This is a genomic window from Streptomyces sp. NPDC050610, assembly GCF_040654875.1.
GTDB lineage: Bacteria > Actinomycetota > Actinomycetes > Streptomycetales > Streptomycetaceae > Streptomyces.
Genome location: NZ_JBFAIV010000073.1, coordinates 1 through 11,877, shown reverse-complemented (window position 1 = coordinate 11,877; position 11,877 = coordinate 1). Strand labels below are relative to the sequence as shown.

Annotated in this window: 11 protein-coding genes and 4 pseudogenes; 9 read left to right on the top strand and 6 right to left on the bottom strand. The window is 67.9% G+C overall.

Annotated features, from left to right (window positions below; genetic code table 11):
* Positions 1 to 219: 219 nt before the first annotated feature.
* Positions 220 to 507, bottom strand: coding sequence for a hypothetical protein (locus AB0I22_RS39125; RefSeq protein ID WP_363135806.1), 288 nt, complete (start codon positions 505 to 507; stop codon positions 220 to 222).
* Positions 508 to 796: 289 nt separating this feature from the next.
* Here AB0I22_RS39125 and AB0I22_RS39120 point away from each other — a divergent pair, with 289 nt between their 5' ends.
* A complete protein-coding gene (locus AB0I22_RS39120; protein WP_363135805.1) occupies positions 797 to 925 on the top strand; it encodes a hypothetical protein in 129 nt (42 codons plus the stop codon).
* 35 nt (positions 926 to 960) lie between these two features.
* Here AB0I22_RS39120 and AB0I22_RS39115 read toward each other — a convergent pair whose 3' ends face one another.
* The gene (locus tag AB0I22_RS39115) at positions 961 to 1,227 is read right to left on the bottom strand and encodes a hypothetical protein (protein WP_363135804.1); all 267 of its coding nucleotides are present in this window, start codon (positions 1,225 to 1,227) and stop codon (positions 961 to 963) included.
* A 52-nt stretch (positions 1,228 to 1,279) separates the two neighbouring features.
* A complete protein-coding gene (locus AB0I22_RS39110; protein ID WP_363135803.1) occupies positions 1,280 to 1,465 on the bottom strand; it encodes a transposase family protein in 186 nt (61 codons plus the stop codon).
* 109 nt (positions 1,466 to 1,574) lie between these two features.
* Between AB0I22_RS39110 and AB0I22_RS39105 the strand changes: the two are divergent.
* Together AB0I22_RS39105 and AB0I22_RS39100 are read left to right on the top strand one after the other, a co-directional pair.
* Positions 1,575 to 2,404 (top strand): annotated as a pseudogene (locus AB0I22_RS39105) (IS5 family transposase).
* Between the two features lie 231 nt (positions 2,405 to 2,635).
* Positions 2,636 to 2,886, top strand: a pseudogene (locus AB0I22_RS39100) (FAD-dependent monooxygenase); the annotation flags it as partial.
* Between the two features lie 282 nt (positions 2,887 to 3,168).
* Here AB0I22_RS39100 and AB0I22_RS39095 read toward each other — a convergent pair.
* Complete coding sequence (locus tag AB0I22_RS39095; RefSeq protein WP_363135807.1) at positions 3,169 to 3,696, bottom strand: DUF1062 domain-containing protein; 528 nt, start codon at positions 3,694 to 3,696, stop codon at positions 3,169 to 3,171.
* A gap of 208 nt (positions 3,697 to 3,904) precedes the next feature.
* On the opposite strand from AB0I22_RS39095, the gene AB0I22_RS39090 reads away from it, so the two are divergent.
* The 6 genes and pseudogenes from AB0I22_RS39090 (at position 3,905) to AB0I22_RS39065 (ending at position 10,487) form a co-directional block, all read left to right on the top strand.
* Positions 3,905 to 5,485 carry an IS1182 family transposase gene (locus AB0I22_RS39090; protein ID WP_363135802.1) on the top strand — a complete coding sequence of 527 codons (1,581 nt, stop codon included), beginning with the start codon at positions 3,905 to 3,907 and terminating at the stop codon, positions 5,483 to 5,485.
* A 397-nt stretch (positions 5,486 to 5,882) separates the two neighbouring features.
* Positions 5,883 to 7,122 (top strand): annotated as a pseudogene (locus AB0I22_RS39085) (IS5 family transposase).
* Positions 7,097 to 8,158, top strand: a complete 1,062-nt coding sequence (locus AB0I22_RS39080; protein ID WP_363135801.1) for a DUF6461 domain-containing protein — start codon at positions 7,097 to 7,099, stop codon at positions 8,156 to 8,158. Before AB0I22_RS39085 ends, AB0I22_RS39080 begins: the two are co-directional and overlap by 26 nt.
* Positions 8,159 to 8,161: 3 nt before the next feature.
* On the top strand, positions 8,162 to 8,728 hold the full coding sequence (locus tag AB0I22_RS39075) for a hypothetical protein (RefSeq protein ID WP_363135800.1): 567 nt from the start codon (positions 8,162 to 8,164) through the stop codon (positions 8,726 to 8,728).
* Between the two features lie 293 nt (positions 8,729 to 9,021).
* Complete coding sequence (locus tag AB0I22_RS39070) at positions 9,022 to 9,534, top strand: hypothetical protein (protein WP_363135799.1); 513 nt, start codon at positions 9,022 to 9,024, stop codon at positions 9,532 to 9,534.
* Between the two features lie 761 nt (positions 9,535 to 10,295).
* Positions 10,296 to 10,487 (top strand): hypothetical protein, encoded by a 192-nt coding sequence (locus tag AB0I22_RS39065; protein WP_363135798.1) that lies wholly within the window; start codon positions 10,296 to 10,298, stop codon positions 10,485 to 10,487.
* A gap of 413 nt (positions 10,488 to 10,900) precedes the next feature.
* Here the strand turns inward: AB0I22_RS39065 and AB0I22_RS39060 are convergent, their stop codons facing one another.
* A complete protein-coding gene (locus AB0I22_RS39060; protein WP_363135797.1) occupies positions 10,901 to 11,554 on the bottom strand; it encodes a hypothetical protein in 654 nt (217 codons plus the stop codon).
* Positions 11,555 to 11,618: 64 nt separating this feature from the next.
* Positions 11,619 to 11,877, bottom strand: a pseudogene (locus AB0I22_RS39055) (hypothetical protein); the annotation flags it as partial.

The following is an 11,877-nucleotide window of genomic DNA, read 5'->3' as shown; positions in this document are numbered from 1 at the left end:
ACGGAACAGAACGCCGAAACTCTCCCTCACCCCGACCGAAACCATGCCTGACCAGCGAAAACCAAACGACCACGTCCGGTTGAGATACAGCTTCTAAGGCCAAGCTCCAACTGTCCCCCACGTCGCGCTGAGCCCGCCGTCGAACCCCGACGCGTTCGTCTCACGCCGGGGCTCGACGTCTCCCGAACAGCAGACACGGTAGAGCCCGCCCAGAATGGTTCAGGCGGGCGGCTGGTTCCTGGATACGGTGGCCTCGTAGAACTTGTACATCGCCGTCCGTTCCTTGACAGCCTTCTGCCAGGTCCCGTCTGTGACCAGATAGGAGTTCATGTCGAGAGAGGCCGCTCCTCCCTCTCCCACGGCAGCCGCGATACGCCGCACCGCGCCCTCGCGTAGGTCCCCCGCGGCGAAAATGGCTTCCACGCCTGTCGTCGTGAGCGAACCCAGCTTGCCGTCGACTCCTCCGGTGATCACCACACCGGCCTTCCGGTAGCGGCGCTGTTCCACATCCTCGTCGGATACGATCCGTAGTCCGATGCTCTGAAGCCACTGAGGGGCGCCGCATGATCACGCGTTGGGGTGAGAGGTAGCACAGCGGGGCAGGCCGGCTCCAGGAACCGGCGGCCCGCCACCTGTTACGACGTGGGGACTGGCCTGCGTCGGCTGCGCGGCGGCCCCGCTGATGGCGTGGCGCCGGGGAGGCGGCCGCTACGCCGACCCGGACTTCGTACGCTCAGCGTGATTCCCATGGCTTCTCATCATCAGCAAGGCGTCGCCTACGGCTCCCCGCGCCGACATGAACGTCTCCACGCTGGTCTTCGGCAGAGGGATGTTCATCTGTGCCGGGGTGGTCACCCTGTACCTCCTCGCCCGTGCCCTGTGGTCCACCGATGACGAAACCGACGAGGAAAACCGGGCGTCCTAAGCTCCGCGAGCCGGAGGTCGGTACCCAGCCTCTGTTCAGTCCACCGCCCGGCGTTCGTCGTCCAGGTGGACCATGGCGTAGGCGTGCTCTTCCGGATGACGGGCCAGGCGTGCCACCACCCACGCGGTCCGGGCGTCCATCCCCTCACCGAAGTCGACAGCCAGACGCCACGCCTGCCACGTCGTGCGCGGGGCGAGCACCCACCGTACGAGCGGGAAGCGGACGCGGCCGGGACCGGTCATTCGTCCCGATCCGCCCTGGGAGTCCTCGACGGCGGGATCGGGGCTGTTCAGGTCGGCCACGGTCACGAGCCTGGCGACGGCTACACCGCCGCGACCGCCACCCGGCCGGAGATCACCGCAACGGGCGGCAACACGTCATCGGCGTTGACGCTCGAGAGACCAGCGACCCAAAACCGAGGGGCCCACCAGAACTGATCGCGCGACCGATGGTGGACGAGCCCACCTCGTAGATCACTCCGAGTGCCGCGTAAGTGAGTCCGGTCCGCAGGTGCACCAACGTCGCCAGCAGCCGGTCCACGAACTCACGCTTCGGCCCGGCCCCGCCCCGGGGCCCCTCACGTCGGCCCTCACAGACAGCTAAGAGAATGTCTCACGTGGCACTTCGAGGTACGGCATGATGTTGCACCGTGAGGGTTGATCTGTCGCGTCGGCTGGTGCCGGACGAACTGTGGGAGCTGGTAGCTCCGTTGATGCCGAGGTTCACGTCCCGTCCGCAGGGCGGGGGTACTGCCCCGGTGGACGAGCGAGCGGTGTTCACGGCCGTGGTGTACGTGCTGACGAGCGGGTGCGCGTGGCGGTATCTGCCGGAGTCGTTGAGGGTCTCGCCGGCCACCGCGCACCGTCGGTTCACCGCGAAGACCGAGGCCGGGCTGTGGCGCAGGCTGCACCGGGCGGTGCTGGACGAGCTCGGTGCCAGGGGCGAGCCGGACTGGACGTCCGCGATCGTCGATGCCGCCTCGGTACGGGCGAAAAGGGGGGCTCGCTGACCGGGCCGAATCCGGTCGATCGCGGCAAGAAGGGCAGCAAACTGCACGTGCTGTCCGAGGCCCCAAGGTCTGCCGCTGGCCGTCGCGGTGTCCGGCGCGAACGTGCACGACAGCCAGGCGTTCAAGCCGTTGATTCCCGGCAGTCCCGCCGTCCGCTCCCGGCGCGGACCACGCCGGAGGAAGCCGGTGAAGGTCCGCGCGGACAAGGCGTACTACTCCGCGGAGCACCTTCGCCGGCTCCGCAGCCGAAACCTCATCGCGCGGACGCCCGTCCCGGTATCGAGTCCAACGAGCGGCTCGGCCGGCACCGCTGGAAGATCGAGCGGTCGATCTCCTGGCTCTTCGGCTACCGCCGCCTCACCGTCCGGTACGAACGAAAAGGCAGCCACTTCCTTGCCTTCCTCGGCCTTGCCGCAGCCCTGACCTGCTACAAGAGACTCGCGAAGCTCACCACGCGAGACACCTTCTAAAGCGGAGAATCTTTCCAGATCGGCAGGACAAAAGGGGGATTCGGCCGCTGGCTCAAGTCCATCGGTCCCTGTGCTGCGACACGAGGCCGGGGCGCGTGTTCCGGATAGTTCATGGGCTCGGAACCCTCGCCGCTGTTGATGGCGGCTGTCGTCCAATTGGACACCGCCAAGTGGTCGACCGCTGCGGCGAGCAAATACGTCGAGGCATCCCACTCCACGGCTTCGCTATAACTGGGCGATGCCGCCCATCTGATGCCTCCGTTGGGGGCGGGCGCGAACCTCGCGATGCTGGAAGACGCCGAACTCCCGAGTCCATCGCCACCGGCACCCTAGATCTGGACGAGGCCATCCGCGCCTTCGAGGAACAGATGTGGGCACAGGCCGGCAGGTGGGCGAAGATCACGACAGCCGGTCTGGAACGCCTTGTGAGCCCGGATCCCGCCGAAGCCCTCGCCCTCTTCGGCCAAGTCCAGTCATCCTGACCGCCAAGAGTGAGAGCACCAGCATTAACAGCTCGCCACGGCTTCACGGGACAGTACGGCACCACCGTGGTCCCTTCCGGCAAAGCCACCGTTAGACGAACCTGGTATAGCGACGCAAACACGCAGGTCAACAGCCTGTCGAACCCGCAAACTCAAGGTAATCCAGGGCGCGGTTGGACGACGAGTCCTTCTTGGCCTTGCAGTAGTGGACCTGCTTGTGCTGCCACCGCTGGGACCTGTCCGGCGGATCTTGCCGGACAGGCCCCAGGTTCCGAGGAGGTCTCAGCGCTTGAGCGTGAAGGTGAAGTCGCCGGAGAGCTTGCCGCTCAGCCGGATTGCCGAAACGAGTTTCCCCTCCGTGATCAGTCTCTCGACCTCGGCCCGCGAAAGACCGCAACCTTCAGCGATCAGCCGCACCGGCCGGACAGGTATCCGTGCCGCAAAGCGGACCGAGACGTCGATCACCTCGCGGTCCAGGTGATCCGATCCTCCGGTGTCGAGGCGCCAGGCGTTGTCCCAGTCGAGGGCGATGCGATTACGGCGCCGCACGACCGGATCCTGGAGCAACTCAGCTACCAGACCAGGGTCGTTGTCATGCATCTGGTCCAGCAGCCCAGGTCGTACGGAGCGAACGTTCATCCGCTCCAAGACCGTGAGCTTTGTCGTGTCCCCGCAAGCGGTACAGAGCACGAGGAGCCAGGCGTCGAGGAGCTTGTGGTTTGCGTTGACGCGAAATTTACCGTTTGCCCGGAAGCGCTCGGACGCGCACGCGTGGCAACGGCGGAGAACTATGGGCAGGCAGGTGGGCATGACCACCCAGCTATTGAGCACAGAAGTACACCGGTTTCAGTGAGAAGTCCGCAGCGAAAAGGAGCACGGCGCACATGCGCGACGCGCGACACATCAGCTCTCGGGAGGTCTCACAGGGTGTACAACGGCACTTCCTTGCCTAGAAGATCACTGAAGATGTTCGGTTGTTCTGGCCCTGGATCATGAGGTCCGGGGCCAGTCTGGTGGTATGCGGGGCGAGTGGGCCGGGGAGCCGGTCGGGCCTGATGTGTGGGAAACCTGCCGGGAGTTGATCCCGGCGGGCAGTGTGTTCGCGTTCCTGGCCGGGCACCGTGAAGTGCTGTTCCCGCCCGCGATGTTCGCCGACATGTATCCCTCGTCCAACGGACGGCCGTCCATGCCGCCGCAGGTGCTGGCGGCCGCCGTGGTGCTGCAGACCCTGACCGGGACGACGGACTTCGAGGCGGTCCAGGAACTGCGCTGCGACCTGCGGTGGAAGGCCGCCTGCGGGCTGGGCCTGCTGGACACCGCCTTCGACCCGTCACTGCTGACCTACTTCCGGCGCCGCCTGCGGCACTCCGACGATCCGGACCGGATCTTCACCCGGGTCAAGGAGATCGTCGCGGCCACCGGTGTCCTGAAGGGCAGGCACCGCCGCGCACTGGATTCCACCGTGCTCGATGACGCGGTGGCCACCCAGGACACCGTCACCCAACTGGTCGCCGCGATCCGCGCGGTGGCCCGCGAAGTCCCCGGCGCCCACGCGGTGATCGCCGCCCACTGCACCGCCCACGACTACACCGCCCCGGGCAAACCAAAGATCGTCTGGAACGACGAGGCCGCCCGCGCCGGCCTCGTCGACGCACTGGTCACCGATGCCCTGCTCCTGCTGGGCCACCTGCCCGAACAGGAACTCGGGGCAAAGGCTGCAAGCGCCCTCGCACTGCTGGCCCTGGTCGCGGGCCAGGACGTGGAGCCGGCCGACGACTCCGACGGATCAAACGGCCGGTGGCGCATCGCCAGGCGCACCGCGAAGGACCGCACCGTCTCCACCGCCGATCCCGACGCGCGGCACATCCACAAGAACCGCACCCGCCACCAGGACGGCTACAAAGCCCACGTCGCCTTCGAACCCGAGACCGGGCTGTTCACCGACGTCGCCCTGACCAGCGGCAGCGGGACCGCCAGCCACGAGGCGACCACCGCCGAAGACCTCCTCGCCGGCGAGCCGGGCCCGCTGACGGTACTGGGCGACTCCGCCTACGGAACAGGCCGGCTGCGCGAAACACTTCGCGCGCAAGGACACACCCTGGTCATCAAACCGCCGGTCACCCGTGTCGCCGTCCCCGGCGGTTTCACGATCGACGACTTCACCCTCGACACCACGGCCGGCACGGCCACCTGCCCGGCCGGGCACACCGTCCGCCTCGGCAGCCCGCGCGCCGACGGCGGGCGCATCGCCCAGTTCAAGAACGTGTGCGCCACCTGTCCGCTCCGGACCCGGTGCACCACCTCCAGGACCGGACGCACCCTCAACATCCACCCCCAGCACACCCTGCTGGCCGCCGCCCGCCGGCAGGCCGCCACCGACACGGCCTGGCAGACCGAGTACCGCAGGTGGCGGCCCCCGGTAGAACGCGCGATCGCCTGGCTGGTCGCGGGCGGCAACCGCAGAGTGCCCCACCGAGGCGTCATCAAGGGCGACCGCTGGCTCCACCACCGCGCCGCAGCCCTCAACCTCCGCCGACTGATCAACCTCAGACTCGACCACCACCACGGCACCTGGACGATCAACACGGCCACCACATAACCAACGGGGCCCCCGGCCCACGACCGGACAGCCCCACCACAACATCTTCAGTGATCTTCTAGCCCCGCTCCCCCACCGTTCCCGAACGACTGGACCTCGCCGCACGACGAGTCCACCGGAGATGGCACTCACGGACCCGATGCCCGCGCAGACCCAGGCCGACACCATCGCCGCCCACCTGACGGCCGCCGCGTACCGACGTCCTGGTACGCGTCCTGCCGCTCCCCCCTCGCCGGCATGGTCACTTCCGCCGCTCGATAGAGCCAGCGGACCGGAGTCCGAGGAGGTTCGCATCAGGTCGTGCGCGGGGCTGGTTGCCCCGCCCTGGCTGACCTCCCGGGGTGGCAGTGCACTCCGGCGGCCCGCAGTTCAGCGTCCAGGCCTAAGGTGGTGCCCTATGTGGCGATTCCGGGTATTAGTGCCCAACACAGGGCAAAGGATGTGGAGTTGGATTGTTCCGCAGGGATTGTGAGAACTCGCGAGGCCGTCTTTCCTCCCGCCGTCGAGGGTGCGGCCGCAGGGCGGCGAGATCCAGAGCATATCTGACGAGACGCTGTTTGCGGCGATCGTCTACGTGCTGGTCAGCGGGTGTGTCTGGCGGGCTTTGCCGCCGTGTTTCGGGGTGTCGAAGTCGACGGTGCATCGCCGTTTCCTGATCTGGTCGAGAGCCGGCGTCTGGGACCGCCTCCACGAAGCGGTGCTGCACCGTCTCGAGGACGCCGGCCTCATCGATGTCTCCCATGTCGTGCTGGACTCCGCGCACATGCGGGCAGAAAGGGGGCGGACACACGGGTCCGAGCCCCGTGGACCGGGGCAAGCCGGGTTCCACGATGCACGTCCTGCCGGACGCGAACGAACTGCCCCTGGCCGTCGGCCTCTCCGCCTCCAACGTCCACGACAGCCTCGCACTGAAGCCCATGGCCCAGGACCGCCACACGAGACACGACCCCTACCGCGGCCGGTACTCCAAGCCCACGCGGCCGCACGCGGACAAAGCCTACGACGTGCCTCATCTGCGAAAATGGTTATGGGGCAAGCACATCGGCGTCCGCATCGCACGGAAAGGCATCGAGTCCAGCGAACGACTGGGACGCCGCAGGTGGGTGATCGAGCGCACGATGTCGTGGTCGACCGCGGACATACGCGACCGCCTGCGGGTGGCCGGGCCGCACGCGACGCGGCTGACCGCGTGCGGCCGCGCCTGGGACGCCCTCGACCTCGCCCCGCTGGCGCGGCCTCGCCGCCCTCGACCTGCTCGGTCTCCCCCGGACACCGGGTTACCCGGTGATTCGCCGACTACTGGCGGTACGAGCTCGTCGTCCAGGTCCCCGCCGGCATCGGGAGCCGGTGTCGCGACGTCCAGGGCGTGTGCGTCCTGGACGAAGGATCGTGGCTGCTGCGATCAACCCCGGGCGCCCACCCCGGATCGCCCTCCGCCGCCTGGCTCAGCCGCCCACTGCCCGCGGCTTCCACGACCGCGCGGGACCGCGCGCACGCCGCCGGCATGGGCCCACGGGCGCGGTCTCCGCGAGCGGGGTGCCGCAAGGCGCCGGGCCCCCTGCGGGCGTGCAGCGGTGTCTCGCTGTCAGTGGCTGCGGCGACAATCCAGGTATGACTTCACCCCAATACCTCAATGACCTCCTCACCGACTTAGGTCTTGACGTAGCGGCCACATTCACGGTTGTCCACGGCGCCGACGAGGACGCAGTGATCCGGCTCTTCGGCGGTGACCCCGAGCAAGCCCTCCCCATGAGTCTGGAGGAACTGCGCGAGCACTGCGACGGGGACGGCATCCTGGTCTCCCGGTCGGGGCCGGCGGTCGTCGTCGTGGAGTGCAACGGCTACCAGGGGTCCCGCGAGGAGGTTCTGCGTCCGCTCTCCCGCCTCGGCCGCACCGCCAGTGCCTTCTGGAACGTCAACGCGGTGTCCCAACTGAGCCTGGCCGAGGACGGGCTGGTCTCGTCCGCCCTCGACATGGTCGTGCCCGAAAACCCGTACGGGGCTCGCCCCGATGCCTGGGAGCCTCTGCTGGAGGGCCTGTCTCTGGGAGTCGTCGCCGGCTGGGGCTCGGGGCTCACGGCTGTCGAGCGCGCGACAGGTACGAGGTTCGACGACGCGTGGGTACACGGCCCCCACCGCGCCGTGGCCATCACTCCGGTGCCGGAATATCTGCTGTGGCAGGGGATCGTCGACTCGCCGCTGCTCCAGCGAGAGCCCTTCTTGAGTTACCTGGCGAACCTGGGGCCGACGCTACTGGGACCCATGCGCTGCCACGCCCTGGACCTGGTCCTGGCACACGCCGACTTGCGCGAACACCCCTTGGTCGCCGCGGCCCTCGCAGCGGACGGGATGCCGGCTGCCGCGAGAGAGCGGCTGCGGAGCGAACTCGCTGCCGCACACGAGACGGCTCTCTCCCAGTCGCATGCCCTGCGAGCCGGCGAGGCCGATGACTTCGAACCCGAGTGGGAGCGCCCCTCCCACCTCGTCTTCCGGCAAGCCGTCGTCTTCAGTGTTCTCGCCCGGTGCGTCGTAGCATCCCCGCCCGCAACGGAGGACTGCCTTCCGGACATCCCGAGCTCCCTGATCACGGCGATGACGGGAGACGGCGAGCGGGTCAAGGAATTCGGGCTGGTCTGCCGTCTGCACAATGCGGCACGGCACGGAGTGAGATAGCGCATGTACGCGGACCTGTGGGTTGTCGTCGCTGACACCGACCGGGATCAGTGGGAGTACGCCCCGCTGGAGGCCGTGGGGCCGCTCCGGTTCGGCATGAGCCCGGACGAGGCCGTAGCGCGGATGGCGGCACTGGGGTTCACCGGCACCCTGGACGAGATGCACCCGTGGAACCACCAGCGCAGGCAGTACAGGACGGAGTTCCAGAAGTCGCAGGGACCCGAGCCGTATCAGACGGACGTGACCGGCTACTACGTGGAGGGGATCGGCCTGACCTGCGTCGTTGCCGATGGGTTGTCGGGCCCCCAGGTCTCGTTCGAGGGGATGCGGCTGGTAGGCCGCATCCCCTCGCAGCTCATGAACGAGCTCGGCGCGTACCTGGAAGAACGCGACCTGGGCTTCACGTTCACGCCCCAGGGCGACATCACCAACGCGGAGCTCGGGTTCATGCCGGGCGTCCAGCGAGCCGGGGACATCCTGGTGACCCGGGCCATCTTCGGCAAACCCGATGAAGGCATAGCAAACACCCTGGACGACATCATCCCGGGCGAAGTATGGGGGCACCACTGAGCGAATAAGGTGCCGCGCTGCCGGCTCCGTGCGGCTCCGAAGGCCGGGCTTCCACCACATCCGCACGGAGTCCCCGCAGCCCGCCTGTTGTGAGAGCCGCTGCCCCGGGACCAGCCAACGAATCGACTCCATTCCTCGCCCACAGCACACGGACGGGCCCCGGAGGAGAGATCGCTGTTGCTCTCATCCCGTGGTCCGCCACATTTGATCGAGACTTGCCGGTGGGGCACAGCACGTCAAGGATTCAGGCAAAAGCGAGACCGCACTGAGCAGTCGCTTCGTAGATTGGTCCGATGGACCTTTTCGACAAACTGACCGGCACCAGACGACCCAGCCACGGCGTCGTACCGCGTTCTCCTGCGGAAATCCGGACGGAACTGCTCGGGCTCAATCGCCCGGATACGCCCTACCTCGTGCGCTATGGCGCCCCGGAGGGCACCGACCTGGTGGCAGAGTGGCGGATTCTGGAACCTGCCTGGCATACCTTCTTCGCCCGGACGCAGGTAGGCCTGGCCCTTCAGGTACAGATGCGCTTGGTTGCGGCGAACCATGAAGTCCGTGCCCTTGACCGGCAATGGGAGGTCGCATGGGCAGGAAGCACACCCAGGCTGACGCTGTCCGCTGACTCCTCCCGCGGGCAAGTGGCCACGACTTCCCGGCGCTGGACGATCGGGCGCGGGAGCGACGGCGGTCTCGAGGCAACGGAGGCATTCCGCTTCGACAACTCAGTACTGAAGAAGGCTCTGCAGGACGCGGCTCTCGGGGCGGGATGGACCTGGCGCGGAGTAGCGACCGGCAAACTATGACCGGCACGCAGAACGACCATCGTCACCGAGGTGGCCAACAGGCGGCCGCCGTCGTGTGCGCACCAGTCCTTTGTATCGGCAGAGACGGTGTCCCCTGCAGGTCGTGTCGCTGCACACCAGGGCTGAGTCTCTGCTGCATGTCGCATCACGACGGGCCATCATGTTCCTTTTCTGGCTGCCTCGTGCAGTGAATTTCACGTCTCGTCGGGGGCCTGGCATAGGAGTGCGGCTGAAGCGCAAGAGTCTGGGAGATCCACGCCGGCGAGCCGGTTTTCGAGCATCACCTCGCCCACTTTTTCGCCGAACGCCTGGCGCCGCCGTCCTGGACAACCGAAATCGCCGTCTACGTCCACGGCTGGCAGAGCTCGGCGGCCCACGCGGCCGACCGGTTGCGGGACCTAGCCGAACACGCCTTCCCCCAGTCCTCGCCAACCGCGAGGGCCAGTGGTCGCACCTGGTGGGACGCTCCTTCGGCTGCCGCTTCCTGTGCGAGGCGGTGCAGTGGGCAGCGGAGGCCTCACTTGGCGACACTCTGAGCTGGAACGTGGCCGAGGACCTGCCGTCCCGGCCCTTCACGGCCGACAGCATGCTGCTTTCCCAGATGACGACGCCCCGCGATGCCTTCGGCTCCCTCTTCCCGTCTCTTCTGCCAGGCTGCGATGGCACGGGCGATGGGGGCACGACGGGCCACCGGCTTCTGGCACCCGCGTGCCGAACGCGAGCGGGGCATCGGCCACCGTGGGGTGGTCCCAGTCCCGCTGGTGCCATCCCGGATCCGGCTGCGGCGGCCCGCCGAGCGGACGTTCGACAGCCTCAACCCTCGGTTCATCAGCGTCGACGCCTCCCACTTCTACGCGCGGGGCCAGCGGCTGAACCCGGCGGGCGCGCACTCGGACCATCTGCGGCCCGAGTCCGCGCACCCACTGCTGTCGCTGGCGGACTGGTCGCGCTAATTCCGTTGAAACAGCGCTTACGGACGATCGTCAGTCCGTCCGCAAGCGGGAGGAGAACGGATTTGTTGCGGTCGTCGGTCGGAACAGGCGCGTTTAACTCGCGGATCTCGAGTCAAAAAGCTCACCTCCGCGCGCCCCTGCAACGCATCTTCGGGCACGAGACGTGCCTTACATATCTTCTAAAACTTCAAGCTGCCGGCCAGCAAAAGTACTTGACAGGTGCAGACAATACCGTCACCACTCCCCCCGGTTCGCCGTGCACCGGCCTCACACGGCTCCGCTCGACGCACCGTCAGGGTGCGCTGCCGGCGGAGCAGCAAGGCCCTGGGGGCTGGGCACGAGATCGGGGCGCAGACGCCGCACGGCGGCATGGGGGTGGCGGGACGCGCGTTCGCCGTATCGCGTCCAACGGGCTACCCCGCGGGCCAGTGCGGGTTCGGCATGCCGTCATCGCCCATGTGCGCCCGCTGCCAGATCTCCTTCCAGCCGTACAGGACCTGCGGCACGAGCCCGTGCCGCTGCCCGCACGGACATGGCACCGGCGCCCACGCGCACCCCGGGCACAACTCGACCCAGCCGTGCCCAGTCGAGTGCGGCTCCAACGGTCTCTCGTCCCCGCAGGCCGGGCAGCCGGGGAGATCAGCGCCGTCCAGAAGCGCGTTCTGCCGCCGGACATAATCGGGCAGTCGCAGCGACGGGTGGCGCAACGGGTCTTCGTACCAGGCGCGGTCCGGTCCGTCCCACCTGCTCCGCAGCCACCACGGCCGAGGGTTCGCCACAGCCCTCCGTCCAGCCCGCTTCTCCGCCCGGCGCTGCCTGGCGTACTCCTCCGCCCGCGCAAGCCACAGCACCCGCGCCTCATGCAGTTCCTCCACCGCTCGTACTAGCGCGTCCGGGTCCGCCTCCAGTCGCCGGGGTATCCGGGCGCTGAGTGTGAGGTGGTGGTAGGTCGCCCGGAAGCCGTATGGCGCGAAGAGGGTGATGCAGGTCCGCAGCGCGTTGTGCCGGCGGTGAAAGGGGAGCCGGGCGTCGTGCACGCGTGCTCGGTGGGTCAGGAAGCTGGCCATTGTGCGGGCTCCAGGTCCAGTGCGCGGCCGGGGGCGCGGAGGCATCCGCGCGAATTGGGCTTGCCTATCGTGCGGCTGCCGGCGGGATCACGAGTGACGATCGAATTCTGCTCAGCCATCGATGGCAGACCGCGCTCGTCACCGGTTCGAAGAGTTCGGGGGTGGAGATCTCGAAGAGGAACCGGGTCAGCAGGTCCTCGTGGCCGTCTTCGATGTCCAGGCCGTTGGCGAAATGCACCGTCTGGGCCCAGGCCGTGAGCTCGTCGAGTCCCACCTGCCCGTCGGCGGCCTTCTCCAGTACGGCCGCGATCGCGGTGCGGTCC